Consider the following 17,347-nt stretch of genomic DNA (forward strand, 5'->3'; position numbering starts at 1 on the left):
GATCGTTACCATATCCTTCGAGCTGCATACTCCAGACCATGCAACTCTGGCCTTGCCGACAGACCGCTCAAGATAGAAGAATTGGCGCGGGAACAAGGGGGGGAGCGGCGCATGGATCTGCTTTCGGTAACCGTAACCGGTTTCAAACGATTCAGGGCGAAGACCAACCTTCAAACGAACGGCAAGCTTTTGGCCATCCTCGGCCCTAACGAAGCTGGAAAGTCGTCCTTTTTAGAAGCTATAGCCCATCTCGGCCACGATCGAGAATTTGAGGCACGTGAGGTTTCTCGCGGCGTGGAGCCCTCTGCATGCGTCATCATCGGCCGGTTTTTTCTCGACGCAGATGATCTCGAGATCGCCGGTCTTGATGGTCCGCGCTGGATGATCCTCACTAAAAAGAAAAATGGAAGGCGCTCGTTCGGATTTGAGCCTCCAGCTCCTGCCCGTGACATTCGTCATCGCCTCGATTTCCAGAAAAAATTGCGGAACATCCTGGAAAGACCAGACATACAGAATGCAATAAGCCAGGCACCACCTGAACTTATTGCAGGCATACCTGTAATAATCGAGGCCCTTGAGTCCGATGATACCAACATCAGCACCAAGACATTAGACCTTCTACAAACGTTACACACATCCATAAGTTCGATAATAGCGATAGATCCCGGCCCGTTTGAGGAAGGCTTCCTTTCTGATTGGACCGACCTGGTAGCTCTTGAGCGCTCACCATCCCCCTCGCAACAGGCGGTCAACGCCCTTGCGCCGCGTGTACCTGATTTCCTTTTTTTCAATGAAGCAGCTCGCGACCTTAAGTCGAGTTACTCCTTGACTGAACTACGCAACAACATACCGACTGCTCTATCAAACCTTCTTGAAGTAGCAGAACTCGATTTGGGGGAAATATTTCAATCAATCGATTCTGGAGATAACCCGAGGAAAACCACCCTTGAGCGCCGAGCCAGCAGAACCCTAGGAAGGAAATTCAGCTCGGTTTGGCGACAATCTGGAATTGAAGTTAATCTCAGTATTCAGAATGATTTTCTCGAAATTCAAGTCGTCAATCACGACGAAGAACACACATCCCTCGCCGAAAGAAGTGATGGGTTAAGACAATTTGTTGCTCTGCAAATGTTTGCCACGCGAAGGCTTGCGAATAATCCCATATTACTTATTGATGAAGCAGAACAGCGCCTTCATTATGACGCACAGGCTGACCTTGTTCAGATGCTGGCGAAGCAAAATGTTTCATCTAAAGTAATATATACCACCCACTCCGCTGGATGCCTCCCCGAAGATCTAGGTAACGGCGTCCGCATGGTCGCCCCCATAGAAGGGACAGACAATAGTCTAGTTGTAAACCGCTTCTGGGGGCGGGATTCTCGCGGCTTCTCCCCTTTATTGTATGGAATGGGTGCCAGCACACTAGCTTTCTTTCCAACACGACGCGCTGTATTGGTTGAGGGCGCATCAGACATGTTACTTTATCCGACGATCTTCCGAGAAGTTCTGAATCAAACCAACCTCGGTTTCCAATTTGTCCCCGGGCTCTCAAACATCGAACGAACAATGTCTCACGACGCTTTACAGGGCGAGATTGGACTCGTTTACTTGGTGGATGGTGATGAAGGAGGATCAGAAATCGCCACAAACCTAAAGCGCAAAGGCGTCTCCGAAAATAACATTCTAGTAGCACGAAATTCATCAGGAACAGCGGTAGAGCTTGAAGATTTTATTGATCCAAAAGCTTTAGTCAAAGCTGTCAATCGAATAATAGATAAATTTCACAACGGATCCGAGTATATTGATGCTACGAGAATCGGATCAAACAAGCGAATGGCCGCCCTCGAAGCTGCGTTCTTTGCATCAACGGCCGTCAAACTACCCAAAGTGGATCTTGCATACGAGCTGCTAGACCAAATTCATTCCGACCCGACAACGCGCCTAGTGGACGCCCGGCGGCGGCAGACACTAGAAGATTTGGTCCTGCGGATAGCCACTCAACTCGAGCCGCCAAAAGTTGCAAGCAAGGCCGGATAGCCCCCACTACTCACGAGTGCCAGTTAGCTGAAACGCTAATAAGGGGATCGACGCGCGTCGATCCCTGGGCGATCCACCCCAAACCCCAACCCAATCAACGCCCTAAATAATCTCGGCCCGAACTTATCCTCGGCGTCCACGTCGCCCGCATACTAACCCTCGCCCCACCACCGGGGAGGCCGTCCAGCTGGCGACCTGGCGGGTGGCGGGGGCGGTCGAGCGGGTAGCGGTCGTCGGGGTCCTTCGGGGCGCCTTCGCGGCGGTCCCGGGCAGGTTCCTCCCAAGCGGAGGACGAAGCCCGGGCGGCGGAGGATCGGCGGGCGCGGCAGGCGCGGGCTGAAATCGCCCGCGCGGTCCGGATGGGTTCGTCACCCTTCCGCCCGCCGGGGGCCTCTCTCGGGAGCGGGTTAAAACCCCGCACCTCGAAGGCTCACCGGATAACGGCCGCGCGGAGCGTCCAGACCCTGTCGAAACGGTACACTCCAAAACTCCACACCGGGCATGGCCCGGATGCTCCGCCGCCTCCCCAGCCTCAGCGGGTTTCCGCGTGAGATCGAGAACCCGTGCCTGCACCCGCTTGCCCCCACCTGACCGCTTCGCGGTCTGTCCGCCCCCATAGGGGGCGGAGCAGCCCTTCACGGAGACTTCCATGACCAAGTACACACCGCCCGCCAACGATGACCTGGCCGCCTTCCGGGCGGAAAGCGACTTCGACAGCCTCACCGACGCGGAGATCGAGGCTCGTATCGAAGCCGGCCGCAAGGCGCTGGGGCGGGAGATCCAGCTGAGGATCCTGCACCTCCACGAGCGCGCGCGGTCCCGGCCGCCGGCCCAGGCGGCGGGCAAGCCGGGCAAAAGCCGTCATTGAGCTTTCGGGGACACGCCGCGAGGGCGTGTCCCCGGCCGCGTTTCAGTGTTCCCCAGGTTCATCCAAGTCTTAACGACGTCTTTACTGATTTATCCACAGCCGCCTCACAGTCCACGAACATGAACGCCGTGTAATGTGACGGCGATGTAACGCACCTTTCCGGCTTGTAACTTGAGATGAATGTCCGGGGTCGGCAGTTATCGCCTCATCTGAGGGGATGACACGATGACCAAGACCATGCTGCTGGCGAGCGCCGCCGCCCTGTTTTTCACCGCCGGCGCGGCTCATGCCGCCCCTGGCGCCGCTGATGCGCCGCAGGCCGCCCAGGCCCCGATCCCGACCGGCCCGACCGCGACGGCGCCGCTGGACGACTCGGCCCAGAAGGGCGTGCTGGTCTTCACCCCCGACTTCTTCGCCGCCCAGCGCCCGAACACGGCGCTGGACATGGTCGAGCGGGTGCCGGGCTTCTCGCCCGACGACGGGGCCGGGACGCGCGGCTTCGAGGGCTCGGTCGGCAACATCCTGATCAACAACAACCGCCCGGCCTCGAAGAACGACCAGGGCACCGACGTGTTGGAGCGCACGCCCGCCAGCCAGGTGGACCGCATCGAGCTGATCCGCGGCGGCGCGCCCGGCATCGACATGCAGGGCTATTCGGTGGTGGTGAACGTGATCCTGAAGACGGCCGCCAGCCGCCAGTCGATCGTCACCTGGAACGCCTATCTGTTCGACGGCGGCCACGACGTCCAGGGCGGCAGCTACCAGTTCACCGCCAAGAACGGCGAGCGCAGCTGGAGCGTGCTGCTGAGCGACGGCACGAGCACCAGCGACTCCAACGGCTCGGGCCGCGACATCGTCCGCGACGCGACGGGGAAGGTGACCTCCGACCTGCCGTTCGCCAACGACGGTTGGGGCGGCGGCGACTCGATCCGCCTGAACTATTCGGGCCCGGTGGCCGGCGGCAAGCTGGAGGCCACGGCCCAGTACGGCATCCACGACTGGCAGGAGTGGCAGGAGATCGGGGTGACCGGCGGCCCGGACCGCTCGTACAGCGACTACGCCGAGGACACCAAGTCGGGCGAGCTGGGCCTGACCTACATCCGCCCGCTGGCGCCGAAGTGGACGCTGGAGACCCGGCTGATCCACCAGTTCGAGAGCTTCGACGAGGTGGCGACCGGCAGCGGCGCGGCCGGCGGCGTGGCCGAGCCCGACGCCCGGTTCACGGCCAAGGGCGACTCCTCGGAATCGATCGTCCGCGCCCTGGTGCGCCACGAGCGCAGCGCGGCCCTGACCATCGAGGCCGGCGGCGAGGTGGCCTACAACATGCTCGACACCCAGCAGGCCTACAGCGAGGGCGGGGTGGCGATCGATCTGCCCAGCGCCTCGGTCAAGGTGGAGGAGCTGCGCGGCGAGGCCTTCGTCAAGGGCGCCTGGCGGGTGAGCCCGCGCCTGACCCTGGAGGGCGGGCTGCGGCTGGAGACCTCGACGATCAAGCAGTCGGGCGACGCCTCGGCCAAGGAGAGCTTCTTCTATCCCAAGCCGCGCTTCCAGGTGACCTGGACGCCCAAGGCAAACCACCAGGTAAGGTTCCGCTTCGAGCGCGAGCTGGGCCAGCTGGACTTCGGCGACTTCGTGGCCTCGTCCGACTTCGACGACGGCAACGTGCACGGCGGCAATGTGGACCTCAAGCCCGAGCAGCGCTGGATCTCGGAAGTGACCTTCGAGCGGCGGTTCTGGGGCGAGGGCATCGTCTCGATCGGCTACCGCCACGACGAGATCATCGACGTGATCGACCGCCTGCCGCTGGACGGCGGGCTGTCGGCGACGGGCAACATCGGCAACGGCACGCTGGACAAGCTGTCGGTCAACATCGTGGTGCCCACCGACAAGTGGGGGATCAAGGGCGGCCGGTTCACCTTCAAGAACGACTGGAACGAGACCCACGTCACCGACCCGACCACCCACCAGGACCGCCCGATCTCGGACGTGCGCCCGACCCAGGCCAATATCGGCTTCCAGCAGGACATCACCGCCTGGAAGACCCAGTGGGGGATCAACTGGCTGCCGAAGCTGGGCCTGGAGACCTTCGATCCGGACCAGACCAGCGGCTGGCGCGGGGCGGGCTATCTGGAGGGCTTCGTCGAGTACAAGCCCACCCCGACCCTGTCGCTGCGCGCCCAGCTGAACATCTGGGACGACTTCGTGATCCGCCGCACGGTCTATGCCGACCGCGCCCCGCCGCGGCCGGTGGCCTTCACCGAGGAGCGCGACATCAATCCGAACACCTTCGTGACCCTGAAGCTGCGGAAGACGTTCTAGCCGCCTGGACCTGATTGGAGCGCCTCATCTCAAGTTGTCATCCCGGAAGCCTCGAAGAGGCTGTCCGGGACCCAGGGGCCGCCGCACCGCACCGGCCCCTGGGTCCCGGCTCTTCGCTTCGCTACGGCCGGGATGACAACGGATGGACGCTACTGGGGCGGCCCGCCCGGCCCCTGGAAGTCGAAGGCGGCGTCCTTGCGCTTGCCGGCCCCGAAGGTCCAGGCCAGGCTGACGCGGAGCATCCGGGCGTCGACGTCGCGGACCACCAGGCTCTTCAGGGCCGGCGTGTCGATCACCTCCTTGTTGCGGTAGAGGCCCAGGACGTCCTGGACCGTGACCACCAGCGACAGGCGATCGTCGATCTTGCGGCGATAGCCCAGGTCGATGCCGGTCGAGGACATCGTGTAGCCCTGGGCGGTCAGGCGCTTGCCGTTGACGAAGCCGTTGACCTGCAGCAGGTCCTTGGCCGTGGCCTGCCAGCTGAGGCTGGCCCGGCCCGAGGCGGCGGTCATCGAGCGCTTGTCGGCGAAACCCAGATTGGCCGCGTCGATCTCGGACCAGAACAGGTTGGAGCTGAGATTGTAGGTCAGGGTCTTGGAGAGCTTGCCGTTCAGCACCAGCTCCAGCCCGCCGTTGCGGCTCTGGGCGACATTGGCCTTGGTGGTGACGAACACCCCGCCGCCGACATCGGCGACCACGTCGCTCATCACCTTGTCGTTCAGGCGGTAGTACAGGGTGGCCATGGCCAGCAGCGGGGCCTTGCGGTACTGCCAGCCCAGCTCGAACGATCGCGTCTCCTGGGGCTTGAGGTTCGGATTTCCGATCCGGTAGTTGAGCGGGTCCAGCATGAACGGGACGGGGCTCAGGTCGAACGGGCCGGGGCGCTGCAGGCGTTCGCTGTAGCTGGCGGTCAGCTTCTGGCGCTCGCCCAGCGGGTAGGACAGGTGCAGGCTGGGCAGCCAGTCGGCCGTATCGTTCTCGTCCCGGCGGTCGGGCGTGGCCAGGTCCAGCTGGGACTTCTCGTAGCGCAGGCCGGCCAGCACCGTCAGCGCGCCCACCGGCCGCTCGTAGGTAGCGTAGGCCTGGCTCAGGGTCTGCTCGTACAGGAAGATGCTGGTCAGCAGCGGGTCGGGGACCAGCGCGTCGAGGGCCGCGCCCCGGAAGCCCCGGTTGGTGTAGCCGTTGTCATCGAACTGCAGGTCGAACCCCAGCTTCAGCGTCCGCCCCTCGCCCACCGGCCGGACATAGTCGCCCTTCAGGTCGGTCTGGCGGACGTCGTAGCCCAGGCGCTGCTGGTCGAAGGCGCTGGAGGCCGCCGGCAAGGTGTTGACGGTATGGCCGGTCCGGACCCGGTTGTCGTCCGTGACGTCATAGCTGAGCTTCAGGGTCAGCTCGTGGCCGTCGCCGTCGAACTTGCGGCGCAGGTTGCCGCTGACCGAGGCGTTGTCGCGCCGCTGGCGGACGGTCAGGTCGCGGTCATAGGCCTGGGTCGGATCGCCGGCGCCGTCCTGGCGGTCCGTGCTGGACCGGGTGTCGACCGCCAGGTCGAAGCGCGACAGCCGCGCCTCGCCGCCCAGCCGCAGTTTGTCGGTCAGATCGTAATCGACCGAGCCCTGGCCGGTGACGCTCTCGAAGTCGAGCTGGCTCGTCCCGCGCGTCTCGCTGTCGAGATCGGCCTGCCGGCGATGCTCGTATTCGACTTGGTCGGTGGCGTCGCGGCGATAGCCCAGGTCGCCCGAGGCCGACAGCTTGCCGCCGTTGTAGCCGACATTGCCGCTGATCCCGCCGCGTCCGGAATCGCCGGTGGTCAGGCGCAGCCCGCTGGTGCGGCCGGCCCCCTTGGCCTTCTTGGTGATCAGGTTGATGACCCCGCCGGTGCCGTCGCCCCGGAACTCGGCCGAGGGGTTGGTGCTGACCTCGACCCGGTCGACGCGGTCGGCGGACATCTGCTGCAGCGCCTGGCCGCGCCCTTCGCCCTGGAACAGGCTCGAGGGCTTGCCGTCGATCAGGATGGTCACCGACGAGTCGCCGCGCAGGCTGACATTGCCCTGCAGATCGACCTCGACCGACGGGATGTTGCGCAGGGCGTCGGCCACCGTGCCGGCCTGGCTGGAGAGATCGCTGGAGACGCTGTAGCTGCGCCGGTCGATCGAGGTGCGGACCTGGGGCGCGTCGGCCTTGACTTCCACGGCGCTGACGCCCGTCGCCGCCTCGGCGGGCTTCGGCGGCGCCGCGACGGGCGTGGACGCGGGAGTCGCCGCCGGAGCGGCTTGAGCGGCGGCGAGCGCCGCCCAGACGAGGCCGATATGCACGTGAAGATCCCCCTGGGAAAGCCGCTGGCGGGCGCGGCGGAATGGCTTATGATACAGCTGTACTTTCGATCAGAATACAAATGTACTTTCGGTAATGGAGGCGGCACGTGCGGATTTCGGGCGCGGAGAGCCAGGTGATGGAAGCGCTGTGGCGATGCGGACCGCTGACGCCGGACGGCGTGGTGGCGGAGGTGGGCGAGGCCCACGACTGGGCGCCGGGCACGGTCAAGACCCTGATCACCCGCCTGCTGCGCAAGGGCGCCATCGCCGGGTCGCGCGAGGCGGGCGGCTATCTCTATCGCCCCCTGATCACGCGCGACGACTATGTGCAGTCCGAAAGCCAGGGCCTGGTCGACCGGCTGTTCGGCGGCGAGGTGGCCCCGCTGGTCGCCCATTTCGCCCAGCACCAGGCGCTGACGGCCAAGGACGTCCAGCTGCTGAAGGACCTGATCGCGGAGATCGAGGACGATGGCTGACCTGCCGGAGCTCGGAGAGATCCTGCTGCGCGCCAACCTGGCCCTGGCCGTCGCGGTGGCCGGGGTGATGGTCCTGCGCCTGCCCGTCCGGCGGCTGTTCGGCGCGCGGATCGCCTACGGCCTGTGGATCCTGCCGCCGCTGGCCGTCCTGGCCATGCTGGTTCCGGCGCGGGTGGTGACGGTGCGCCTGGCCGCCGCCGCGATGGAGGCCACGGAGACGGCGCTTCCCTCGGCGGGAACGGTTCCCGGCGCCGCGCCGTTCGACGCCCTGCCGTGGCTGGTCGGGCTGTGGCTGGCCGGCGTGGCCGCCTGCCTGGCCTGGCAGACCTGGCGCCAGCTGCGGTTCGCCCGCGCGGCTCGGGCCGGACGGGCCGGGCCCGCCGTGGTCGGCCTGCTGCGGCCGCGCGTCGTGACCCCGGCGGACTTCGCCCAGCGCTACACTCCGGCCGAGCGCGAGGTCGTGCTGGCCCACGAGCAGGTCCACCTGGAGCGCGGCGACCCGGCGATCAACGCCGGCCTGGCCCTGCTGACCTGCGTGAACTGGTTCAATCCGGCGGCCCACGCCATGTCGCACTGGCTGAAGATCGACCAGGAGCTGGCCTGCGACGCCCGGGTTGTCGCCGCTCATCCCAAGGCCCGCAAGGCCTACGCCCAGGCCATGCTGAAGACCCAGCTGGCCGCTCGCCCCATACCGCTGGGCTGCCACTTGTCCAGCCACCCCCTGGCCGAGCGCGTGCGGCTGCTGACCCGCCCCGCGCCCAGCCGCGCCCGACGCCTGGCGGGGGCCGGCCTGACAGTGACCCTGGCCCTGGCCGGCGCCGTGGGCGCCTGGGCCGCGCGTCCGGCCCGGCTGGCCCTGGTCTACGAGACCCCGGCGGCGTCCGCCCCGGAAGGCGCGGCGATCCAGCGCGCGGCCTATTCGCCGTCGGCTCCGCGCGCGCCGTCGCCGCCCGCCCGGCCCGCCAAGCCGCGCGGACCGGCGGCCCGGACCGAGGCGAAGGCGACCGCCGAACCCCTGGTCGCGGCCGCCGCGCCGACCCTCGAGCCGATCCGCCCGCCGGGCCTTCAGCGCCCGGCGCGCATCATCCAGGCGGTGGCCGACCGCTCGCTGGTCCAGCCCGGCTCGGCGGTGCGGGTCGTGGCCAGCGGCCTGGCGCCGGACGGGATCGCGCTGTGGTCGGACTTCACCGCCTTCGGCTCGCAGCGGCTCTATCGCAAGGGCGCCTACGAGCGGGGCGGCAGCCGCTATTCGGTGTTCACCAGCGTGGTCCAGGAAGGCGAGCGCCTGCGGGTCACGGTCAGCCTGGGCCGGGCCTTCCGGCCGGAACTGACCGGCTCGATCGATCTCCTGCCTGGCCAGACGGGTATCGTCCGCATGCCGACCGGCCAGGCCATGGTCGTCACCGCCACCGTCCGCCCCGAGACGCCGGAGGAGGTCGAGGAAGGCCGCCGGATGATCGAGCACGGGGACGCGGGTTGGGGGTGACTTCCAACCCGCTCATCCCGGCGAATGCCGGGACCCAGATGGAATGGCGGTGAGGCTGACGCCAAGAGCGCCGAGCTCTTCCAATCAGCCACCCCGTTTTAGGATCTGGGTCCCGGCATTCGCCGGGATGAGCGGATCGAGTAGGGACTGATCCCTACTTCTTCAGCCGCGAGATCAGCGCCGTCGTCGACGGATCGTGGCTCCCCACGGCCCCGCTCTCCAGCTCCGGCAGGATGCGGCCGGCCATCACCTTGCCCAGCTCCACGCCCCACTGGTCGAAGCTGTTGATGCCCCAGATCACGCCCTCGACGAAGGTCTTGTGCTCATAGAGGGCGATCAGGGCGCCGAACGCCTGGGGCGTCAGGCGGTCCATCAGCACCAGGGTCGAGGGCCGGTTGCCGGCGAAGGTGCGCTGCGGGGCCAGGGTCGCGATCTCGGCCTGGGAGACGCCCTTGGCGGTCAGCTCGGCGACGACGTCCTGCGTGGTCCGGCCCACCATGAAGGCCTCGGCCTGGGCCAGCAGGTTGGACAGCAGCTTCTCGTGCATGCCGGCCGGGCCCTCGTCGGACTTTGCCACGCCGATCAGCTCCATCGGGGTGATGTCGGTCCCCTGGTGCATGCACTGGAAGTAGGCGTGCTGGACGTTGGTGCCCTCGTCGCCGAACACCACCGTGGCGGTGCCGCGCTTGACCGGCTTGCCGTCCGGACCGACCGACTTGCCGTTGCTCTCCATCTCCAGCTGCTGGAGGAACGAGGCCAGGCGGCGCAGGCGGTGCGAATAGGGCACGACCGAGCGGGCCCGGCGGTCCAGGCCGTTGCGGTTGAAGATCTGGGCCAGGGCGATCAGCACCGGGGCGTTGACCTCCAGCGAGGCGGTGCGGAAGTGCTCGTCCATGGCCGCCGCGCCGTCCAGGAAGCCCTGGAACACGTCCCAGCCGCAGGCCACGGCCACCGACAGGCTGACCGACGACCACAGCGAATAGCGGCCGCCCACCCAGTCCCAGAAGCCGAACACGCGGTCGTCGGCCACCCCAAAAGCAGCCGTCTTGTCCAGCGCCGTGGAGATGGCGGCCAGGTGCTGGTTGGCGCCGGTCTCGCCCAGGGCCGCGGCCAGCCAGGCGCGGGCGGCGCCGGCGTTGGCCAGGGTCTCCTGGGTGGTGAAGGTCTTGGAGACGACGATGACCAGGGTCTCTTCAGGGTCCATGTCGGCCGTGGTCAGGGCGAACTCGGCGCCGTCCACATTGGCCACAAAGCGCAGGTCGATCGACGGCTTCACCGGCCGCAGGGCGTCCCACAGCAGGCGGGGACCCAGGTCCGAGCCGCCGATGCCGATGTGCAGGATGGCCTTGAACGGCTTGCCGGTGGCGCCCTTGATCGCGCCCGAGCGGACGGCCTCGGCGAAGGCCTTCATCCGGCCGCGGACGGCCTCGACCTCGGCCATGACCGGGACGCCGCCGGCTTTCACGTCGGCGTCGGCCTTGGCGCGCAGGGCGGTGTGCAGGACCGCGCGGCCCTCGGACGAATTGATCGCCTCGCCGCCGAACATCGCGGCCCGGGCGCCCTCGACGTCGGCCGCGTGGGCCAGGTCGAGCGCGGCCTCGAGGCCGGCCTCGTCCCAGGCCTGCTTGGACAGGTCGACGTGCAGGCCGGCGACGTCCAGGGTCAGGGTTTCGAGACGCCGGGGCTCGGCCTCGAAGAACTCGACGATGCGCTTTTCGCCGGCGGCCTTGGCGGCGGCTTCCAGGCGGTTCCAGGCGGCGTCGAGATCGGCCATGCGGCGTTCCTTCACACTGAGTCGATGCGGTTTGGTAAATCGGCGTTTACCCGGGCGGGCTTAGCAAACCCCTGCCGCCACGTCATGGCAGACCAATGACGTTTTTTGCGGGAGGTCCCCATGTCGTGTGACGCCGTCGCCTTTTCGGCCATGCTGTTGTTCGCTTCGTTCAGTCCGGACGCACAGGCAAACGCCGCCCCGGCTGTCGTCCAACAAGGCCAGCCCCCAGCTTCAGTGGCTGGCGAGCCGCTGTTCGTCGACATCGTCGGCCGGGCCAGGAAGCTGAAGGCCCAGACCGAGGCCTACCGCGCCGCCCTGCCCAAGGACCCCGCCGCCGTCGCCGCCGCCCTGAAGGGCTGGGACAGGTTCGGGGTGAAGATCGGCGAGCTGTCGGACCTGGACATGAAAGGCCACGTCACCCTGAAGGAGCGCGGCGCGGTCGACGACCTCAAGTGCATCCTGCGCGGCATCAGCCAGGACCTGCCCGAGAAGCTGAAGGCGGTGACCGAGGCCAAGACCGTCAAGGACCAGGACCTGGCCCTGCGCGACATGGTCTATCTGCTGAACGACAACGTCGAGGTGATCACCGCCCCGCCGCAGCCGGCGGCTTAAAGAACCCGCTCATCCCGGCAAATGCCGGGACCCAGATCCCAAGGCGTGGGGTCTGACGGGATGGGCTCACAGCGCAAGGAACCCACCACTCCGCTATTCCATCTGGGTCCCGGCATTCGCCGGGATGAGCGGGTCTATGGGAAACCTAAGCGTCCTTGTACTTCACCGAGCACCCGTACGGCTGGCTGTAGGCCACCGCCACCTTGCGCCCCGCCTTCACGTCGTTGAGCGCCGCGGCGACGTAGTTCTTGGCCGTCTTCAGGTCCTCGACCTTGGCGCTGGGCGTATCGTCGATCGCGCCCTCGTAGACGATCTGGCCGTCGCGATCGATGACGAACATGTGCGGTGTGGTCTTGGCCTTGTAGGCCGTCGCCACCGTCCCCTGCGGGTCCAGCAGCAGGGTGGTCGGCTTGGCGCCCTTGGCGTTCATCCAGGTCCTGGCGGCCGCGCCGTCGGGGAAATAGCCCTGCTTGCCCGGCGCCGACGAGGCGATGGTCAGCCAGACCACGCCGTCGGCCGTGGCCGCCTGCTGCAGGCCCTGCATGTTGCCGGAGTAGTGCTTGCGGACGTAGGGGCAGCCCTCGTTGACCCACTCCAGCACCACGACCTTGCCCTTGAACTCGGACAGTGAGCGGGTCTTGCCGTCCACGTCGACGGCGGTGAAGGCGGGGGCGGCCTTGGCGTGGGCCAGGGACGGGATCGCCAGCATCAGCGCGGGCAGGCCGGCGGCGACGAGACGGCGGGTGATCGGCATGGCGTTTCTCCCAGGATGAAACCCCTCCGGGGCGGAGGATTCCACAAAACCCCGTTCCGCGAAAGACTCGCAAAAACTCCACGCCGCCTGCACGGCTCATCGCCGCACCTTCGCCATCGACGCTTGATAAGGCGAAGCTCGTTGTCCAGAAGACCGACCATGCCGCCGAAGTCCAAGATCTCCGCCGTTCTCGTCACCCTCGGCCTGGCCTTGGCCGGCTGCGCCACCGAGACCAAGACCACGGTCTTCGTGCCGGTCGTGGCGCCCACCCCGCCCAGCTCGCTGACGCCGCAGCCGGTGATGCTGTTCAACCAGACCAAGGACGGCCGCAAGCTGTTCACCCTGGACGCCGAGTTCCCCTATTGCGACGTCGAGACCGGCAAGGTGATCGTGGTGCCGCGCTGGTACGTCACCGACTTCGCCAGCGTGCCCTGGTACGGCCAGGGCTTCGTCGACCCGCAGGGGCCGACGGCGCGGGCGGCCATCGTCCATGACTGGCTCTACACGATCGGCGAGCCGGGCAAGCGGCAGGAGGCCGACGACATCTTCCTGCGGGCGATGCTGAAGTACGGCGTGCCGCCGTTCCAGGCCAACATCGCCTACAAGGCCGTGCGGATCGGCGGCGAGAAGGGCTACGGCCTGCCCACGGACTGGCGGTTCACCGATCCCAAGCGCCAGGACCTGTTCCAGCCCGCGCCGTTCGCCAAGCCCAGGACCGGGGCCGTGCGCGTCATGCCGCGCTGCCAGGGCTTCGGCGCCCTGATCCAGTCGGGCTGGCGGGCCTATCCCCTGCCGGTCCAGGTGACGGCCCCGCCGCCGCCCGTGACGGTGACCCGCACGCCGCTGGACCAGGTGAAGGAACGCCTGCCGTTCGGCGGCAAGGGCGATAAGAAGAAGTAGGATCGAGGCTCACCTACTTGCCCCCACCTGGCGGCTTCGCCGCCTGTCCGCCCCCTTAGGGGGCGGAGCCACTCGCGCGGCGGCGGCGGCAGGGCTCTTCCCCCTCCGGGGAAGACGACCGCGAAGCGGTCCGTAAGGGGCAAGTGTTCGCCGCTCTAACCCTTGGCCGCTTTTTCGATGGCCTCGATCACCAGTCCCTCGGTCAGCAACTGCGGCAGCACCACCGGCTCGCCGCTCCCCTTGGGATAGACCAGGTACAGCGGCACGCCCGCGCGGCCGTGCTCGGCCAGGGCGGCGGCGATGGTCGCGTCGCGCTTGGTCCAGTCGGCGCGCAGCAGCACGGCGTCATGGGCCTTGAAGGCGTCGACCAGGCGCTGGCCCTTCAGGGCCGTGCCCTCGTTGACCTTGCAGGTCACGCACCAGTCGGCGGTGAAGTCGACCATCACCACCTTGCCCTGGGCCTGCAGCGCCTTGACCTTCTCCGGGCTCCAGGCCGCGGCGGCCAGTCCGGGACCGGCCGCGCTCGAGGCCGGCGGCCGCTCGTCATGGATGGGGGTCACCTGGGGCTCGCCCCGGGCGGCGACCCAGACCAGGGCGATCACCCCGGCTAGGCTGACCAGGGCGATCACCAGAGGCGCGACCTGGCTCTTGCCCAACGCGCCCCGCGCCTGGGCCAGGCCATAGAGCCAGGCGGCGAAGGCGATCAGGACGGCGGCGGCGAATATCATCGCCAGCGGAATCGGCCCGGTCTGCTGGCTGAACACCCAGGCCAGCCAAGCGGCGGTGGCGTACATCGGGAAGGCCAGGCCCTTCTTCAGCACGTCCATCCACGGACCGGGGCGCGGCAGGCGGCCCAGCAGGCCGGGGATGAAGGCCAGCAGCACGAACGGCGCGGCGAAGCCCAGGGCCAGGCCCAGGAAGACGGCCAGCGACAGCAGCGGCGGCTGGGTCAGGGCGTAGCCCAGGGCCCCGGCCATGAACGGCGCGGTGCAGGGGGCGGCGACCAGCACCGCCAGGGCGCCGGTCAGGAACGAACCGGCCACGCCGTCGCCGCTCGCGCCCGCGCCCGAGGCCGCGTTCTGCACCGAGGCCCCGACCTCGAACACGCCCGACATGTTCAGCGCCACCAGCAGCATCAGCAGGGCCAGCCCCGCGACCACGGCCGGCGACTGCAGCTGGAAGCCCCAGCCCACGGCCGCCCCGCCCGCCCGCACGGCGATCAGCAGGCCGGCCAGGGCCAGGAAGGTGACGACCACCCCGACCAGGAAGGCCAGGCCCTGGACGCGGGTCTTGCCGGCGTCGTGGGCGTGGGCGGTCAGGCTGGCGGCCTTCAACGACAGGATCGGGAAGACGCAGGGCATCAGGTTCAGGATCAGGCCGCCCAGGAAGGCGAAGGCCACGGCCAGGGGCAGGCCCAGGCTCGCGCCCCCATCGGCGCTATTGGCGGTCCCGCGGGCCTTGGCCGGTGCGGCGGGCGGCGCGCCCAGGCCGCCGGCTTCGGCCGGGATCGTCCCGGGCGTGGCGGTGACCTCGTAGGCCACGCCGTTCAGGGCCAGCACGCCGGACAGCTCGGTCGGCTTCTGCTCGGCCTGGGTGAAGTCGTAACCGGGGGTCAGCGACAGGGTCAGGCCCTCGGGACCGCGCTCGATCGCCTGTTCGGGCGGATGCTCGATGGCCTTGCCGGAATAGGGATAGAAGAACGCGCCCGAGACGTCGGCGCCCTTCAGCGGCGCGCCGGTCACGGCCAGCTTCAGCACCGAACCCTGCAGCTGGAACACCGCCTTCAGCCCGGCCGGCTTGGGGGCCTTGGCCAGGGTCTCGGCGACCTTGGCGCCCCATTTCGGATCGGTCCCGGGCATCCCCGCCACCACGGGCAGGGTCAGGGTGACGACGGCGTCCTCGGGCACGCAGACCTGTTCGCAGACCAGGAAGGCGGCGGCGGCCTTCAGGGTGACCACCGAGCCGACCTGGGCGTTGGCCGGCACGCTGATCGGCACGGGCAGCAGCACGTCGCCGGTATAGGCGAAGTCCAGCAGCGGCCCGACGCGGCTCTTCTCCGGCGTCGGCCAGACGATGTCGCCGGCGGTCCAGCCGGCCGGCAGGGTCCAGACGATGCGGGTGGCGTCGCCCGCGTCGCCGGGATTGCGCCAGTAGGTGTGCCAGCCCGACTGGATCTTCTGGCTCAGGGCCACATAGACCGTCGAGCCCGGCGCGACGCCGGCCTCCTGCGAGACCAGCTCGACCTCGATATGCCCGGTGTGGACCGGATCGGCCTTCGCCGGAGGCGCGCCCAGGAACAGGGCGACCATCAGCGCCGGTACGACGGCGAACAGCTTGCGAAGCGACATGAACGGGTTCCAGGCCAGGTCGAGAGCACGACACATGACCTCTCCGAGCGCTCTCGACAATGGCCAAGCCGCCGTGATCAGGTCGTAGACCCGCGTTCGCAAGAGAGTCGCCCGTCCATGCCCGCTTCCTTCGACGACATCGAGATCGGCCAGGTCGTGTCCCTGGGGACCACGGTCGTGGACGGCAAGGCGCTGGAGAGCTTCTGCGCGGCGTTCCAGCCGGGCTGGCCCGCGGCCAGCGGCGCGCCCGACACCATGGTCTTCGCCATCTGGTCCAAGCTGGACAGCGAGGCCAGCGCCGCCTGGCCCCAGACCAAGCGGGTCGGCGTCGACGCCCTGCGCTGGCTGCGCAACCCGCCCGCGGGCGAGCTGCTGCGCGGCCGCATGACGGTGATGGGCAAGGACCCGGTCGGCGACGGCAAGGGCATCGTCATCGCCCAGCACGACCTGCTGGACGAGGCGGGACGGCTGGTCTTCTCGTGCCTGACGCGGAGCATCTTCGCGCGGTAGGCGGCGACCGAAGCTGGGGACAGGCGCATGCGCCTGTCCCCGACCGCGCAAAGAAAAAGGCGGCGGGCTCTTTCGAACCCGCCGCCTCTTCGCGACACCCGAGGGTGTGAAACCTAGTTCAGCGCGCCGTTGGCGGCCGTCTGCTGCTGGCGCAGGGTGGCCATGGCGATCAGGCGGTCCCAACCGATCAGCGAGACCAGGTGGGCGTAGATCTGGGCCAGGGCGCCGCTGGTCTGCAGTTCCTTGACCTTGTCGGCCGGCAGGGCGTTCAACTTCTCTTCTGAGACGCCGTAGTACTCGGCCACGGTCTGGGGCTCGCCGGCCTGGCCGTTGGCGTCGACCGGGGTGAAGACGGCCTTCTTCAGTTCGAAGAGGTCGTTGTCCTTCAGCAGCTGCACGAACGAGTCGGTGCGGCGGCGCTCGACTTCGAAGTCGTCGCAGAACTTGATGCAGTTCTGGGTGTATTCGGTGGGCTCGCCCTTGTCGTCGAACAGCGGGGTCTGGCCGCCTTCGGCCAGCAGGTCCGAACCGCGATCGATGCAGACGATCATGCGCTCCTGGGCCTCGTCATTGGCCAGGACGAACGGATAGCGGCGGATGTAGGCGGGGATGTAGCAGCCCGGCTCGAAACCGCCGTCGGCGGCGATGAACAGGTTCTCGCCGGTGTTGAGGCCCATGACGGCCAGCGGGACGCGGTCCTCGCCGGCGAAGATCACCGGATAGCTCAGGGCGGCCGGGGCGAACTCGGTGACGGCCAGCGGCACGGCGGTGCCGCTCAGGGCGAAGCTGTAGGGCTTGTCCTTGTGGACCAGGCCGAGCTTGGCGTGCTGCTCGCGGTTCAGCGGCTCCGGCGAGGAGTAGAACAGGACGTTGCCGGAGATGCCGCCGGCGGGTTGGGTCGTTTCCATGAACAGCTCGACAAAAAGCTAATGAGACGGACGCCTATTGCGT

General features: G+C 67.5%; 13 protein-coding genes. 8 read left to right on the top strand and 5 right to left on the bottom strand.

Translation table 11 applies throughout. The features are described 5' to 3' along the window. Positions 1 to 111: 111 nt before the first annotated feature. The 3 genes from WAE60_RS04560 to WAE60_RS04570 all read left to right on the top strand — a co-directional run bounded on the left by WAE60_RS04560 (position 112) and on the right by WAE60_RS04570 (position 5,224). On the top strand, positions 112 to 2,037 hold the full coding sequence (locus tag WAE60_RS04560; RefSeq protein WP_337685211.1) for an AAA family ATPase: 1,926 nt from the start codon (positions 112 to 114) through the stop codon (positions 2,035 to 2,037). Between the two features lie 649 nt (positions 2,038 to 2,686). Further along, complete coding sequence (locus WAE60_RS04565) at positions 2,687 to 2,905, top strand: hypothetical protein (protein ID WP_337685212.1); 219 nt, start codon at positions 2,687 to 2,689, stop codon at positions 2,903 to 2,905. A 225-nt stretch (positions 2,906 to 3,130) separates the two neighbouring features. After that, positions 3,131 to 5,224 carry a TonB-dependent receptor gene (locus WAE60_RS04570; RefSeq protein ID WP_337685213.1) on the top strand — a complete coding sequence of 698 codons (2,094 nt, stop codon included), beginning with the start codon at positions 3,131 to 3,133 and terminating at the stop codon, positions 5,222 to 5,224. Positions 5,225 to 5,373: 149 nt separating this feature from the next. On the opposite strand, the gene WAE60_RS04575 is transcribed toward WAE60_RS04570, so the two are convergent. After that, positions 5,374 to 7,536, bottom strand: coding sequence for a TonB-dependent receptor (locus WAE60_RS04575; RefSeq protein WP_337685214.1), 2,163 nt, complete (start codon positions 7,534 to 7,536; stop codon positions 5,374 to 5,376). A gap of 107 nt (positions 7,537 to 7,643) precedes the next feature. Between WAE60_RS04575 and WAE60_RS04580 the strand changes: the two genes are divergently transcribed. Then, positions 7,644 to 8,012, top strand: coding sequence for a BlaI/MecI/CopY family transcriptional regulator (locus WAE60_RS04580; protein ID WP_337685215.1), 369 nt, complete (start codon positions 7,644 to 7,646; stop codon positions 8,010 to 8,012). After that, the gene (locus tag WAE60_RS04585; RefSeq protein WP_337685216.1) at positions 8,005 to 9,498 is read left to right on the top strand and encodes a M56 family metallopeptidase; all 1,494 of its coding nucleotides are present in this window, start codon (positions 8,005 to 8,007) and stop codon (positions 9,496 to 9,498) included. The genes WAE60_RS04580 and WAE60_RS04585 overlap by 8 nt, the downstream gene beginning before the upstream one ends. 154 nt (positions 9,499 to 9,652) lie before the next feature. Here the strand turns inward: WAE60_RS04585 and pgi are convergent, their stop codons facing one another. After that, the gene (pgi, locus tag WAE60_RS04590; protein WP_337685217.1) at positions 9,653 to 11,272 is read right to left on the bottom strand and encodes a glucose-6-phosphate isomerase; all 1,620 of its coding nucleotides are present in this window, start codon (positions 11,270 to 11,272) and stop codon (positions 9,653 to 9,655) included. A gap of 120 nt (positions 11,273 to 11,392) precedes the next feature. Here pgi and WAE60_RS04595 point away from each other — a divergent pair, with 120 nt between their 5' ends. Next, positions 11,393 to 11,884, top strand: a complete 492-nt coding sequence (locus tag WAE60_RS04595) for a hypothetical protein (protein WP_337685218.1) — start codon at positions 11,393 to 11,395, stop codon at positions 11,882 to 11,884. Positions 11,885 to 12,029: 145 nt separating this feature from the next. Here WAE60_RS04595 and WAE60_RS04600 read toward each other — a convergent pair whose 3' ends face one another. Further along, positions 12,030 to 12,638, bottom strand: a complete 609-nt coding sequence (locus tag WAE60_RS04600) for a thioredoxin family protein (protein ID WP_029909026.1) — start codon at positions 12,636 to 12,638, stop codon at positions 12,030 to 12,032. Positions 12,639 to 12,797: 159 nt separating this feature from the next. Between WAE60_RS04600 and WAE60_RS04605 the strand changes: the two genes are divergently transcribed. Then, positions 12,798 to 13,538, top strand: coding sequence for a DUF1353 domain-containing protein (locus WAE60_RS04605; protein WP_337685219.1), 741 nt, complete (start codon positions 12,798 to 12,800; stop codon positions 13,536 to 13,538). Positions 13,539 to 13,693: 155 nt separating this feature from the next. Here the strand turns inward: WAE60_RS04605 and WAE60_RS04610 are convergent, their stop codons facing one another. Further along, positions 13,694 to 15,886, bottom strand: coding sequence for a thioredoxin family protein (locus tag WAE60_RS04610; RefSeq protein ID WP_337685359.1), 2,193 nt, complete (start codon positions 15,884 to 15,886; stop codon positions 13,694 to 13,696). Between the two features lie 117 nt (positions 15,887 to 16,003). Here WAE60_RS04610 and WAE60_RS04615 point away from each other — a divergent pair, with 117 nt between their 5' ends. Then, complete coding sequence (locus tag WAE60_RS04615; protein ID WP_029909032.1) at positions 16,004 to 16,396, top strand: acyl dehydratase; 393 nt, start codon at positions 16,004 to 16,006, stop codon at positions 16,394 to 16,396. A 113-nt stretch (positions 16,397 to 16,509) separates the two neighbouring features. Here the strand turns inward: WAE60_RS04615 and WAE60_RS04620 are convergent, their stop codons facing one another. Next, entirely contained in the window at positions 16,510 to 17,304 is a 795-nt protein-coding gene (locus tag WAE60_RS04620) for a SapC family protein (protein ID WP_337685220.1), read from the bottom strand. Positions 17,305 to 17,347: the final 43 nt, after the last annotated feature.

Origin of the sequence: Caulobacter sp. CCG-8, assembly GCF_037402475.1 — a bacterium.
GTDB lineage: Bacteria > Pseudomonadota > Alphaproteobacteria > Caulobacterales > Caulobacteraceae > Caulobacter.

Excerpts from the sequence above, each read along its gene's own strand:
- WAE60_RS04560 (WP_337685211.1), top strand. The coding sequence starts at position 112 with ATGGATCTGCTTTCGGTAACCGTAACCGGTTTCAAACGATTCAGGGCG.
- WAE60_RS04565 (WP_337685212.1), top strand. The coding sequence starts at position 2,687 with ATGACCAAGTACACACCGCCCGCCAACGATGACCTGGCCGCCTTCCGG.
- WAE60_RS04570 (WP_337685213.1), top strand. The coding sequence starts at position 3,131 with ATGACCAAGACCATGCTGCTGGCGAGCGCCGCCGCCCTGTTTTTCACC.
- WAE60_RS04585 (WP_337685216.1), top strand. The coding sequence starts at position 8,005 with ATGGCTGACCTGCCGGAGCTCGGAGAGATCCTGCTGCGCGCCAACCTG.
- pgi (WP_337685217.1), bottom strand. The coding sequence starts at position 11,272 with ATGGCCGATCTCGACGCCGCCTGGAACCGCCTGGAAGCCGCCGCCAAG.
- WAE60_RS04595 (WP_337685218.1), top strand. The coding sequence starts at position 11,393 with ATGTCGTGTGACGCCGTCGCCTTTTCGGCCATGCTGTTGTTCGCTTCG.
- WAE60_RS04600 (WP_029909026.1), bottom strand. The coding sequence starts at position 12,638 with ATGCCGATCACCCGCCGTCTCGTCGCCGCCGGCCTGCCCGCGCTGATG.
- WAE60_RS04605 (WP_337685219.1), top strand. The coding sequence starts at position 12,798 with ATGCCGCCGAAGTCCAAGATCTCCGCCGTTCTCGTCACCCTCGGCCTG.
- WAE60_RS04610 (WP_337685359.1), bottom strand. The coding sequence starts at position 15,886 with ATGTCGCTTCGCAAGCTGTTCGCCGTCGTACCGGCGCTGATGGTCGCC.
- WAE60_RS04615 (WP_029909032.1), top strand. The coding sequence starts at position 16,004 with ATGCCCGCTTCCTTCGACGACATCGAGATCGGCCAGGTCGTGTCCCTG.
- WAE60_RS04620 (WP_337685220.1), bottom strand. The coding sequence starts at position 17,304 with ATGGAAACGACCCAACCCGCCGGCGGCATCTCCGGCAACGTCCTGTTC.